The sequence below is a fragment of the Arthrobacter sp. SIMBA_036 genome, from assembly GCF_046535135.1.
Taxonomy (GTDB): domain Bacteria; phylum Actinomycetota; class Actinomycetes; order Actinomycetales; family Micrococcaceae; genus Arthrobacter.
Genome location: NZ_JAWRXG010000418.1, coordinates 1 through 241 on the forward strand (window position 1 = coordinate 1; position 241 = coordinate 241).

Here is a 241-nt window from a genome sequence, read left to right on the forward strand (position 1 = left end):
CTCTCGACCTTCAACACGCCGCTGATCCAGCTGGTCTTCGTCAATTTCTATCTGGGAACGGCAGAGGGCGCGCTGAACGCTGCCGTCGACTATGTCCGCACGACGACCCGCCCCTGGGTGACGTCGAATGCGGCCCGCGCTGCCGACGATCCCTATATTCTTGAAAGGGTCGGCGAGCTCACAGCGGCGGTCAAGGCATCGGCAGCACTTGCCGATGTCGCAGCCGCGGTGGTGCAGGAGG

1 pseudogene is annotated in these 241 nt (G+C 63.9%); it reads left to right on the forward strand.

What is annotated here, in order from left to right:
- A pseudogene (locus SB659_RS20375) lies at window positions 1-241 on the forward strand (monooxygenase); the annotation flags it as partial.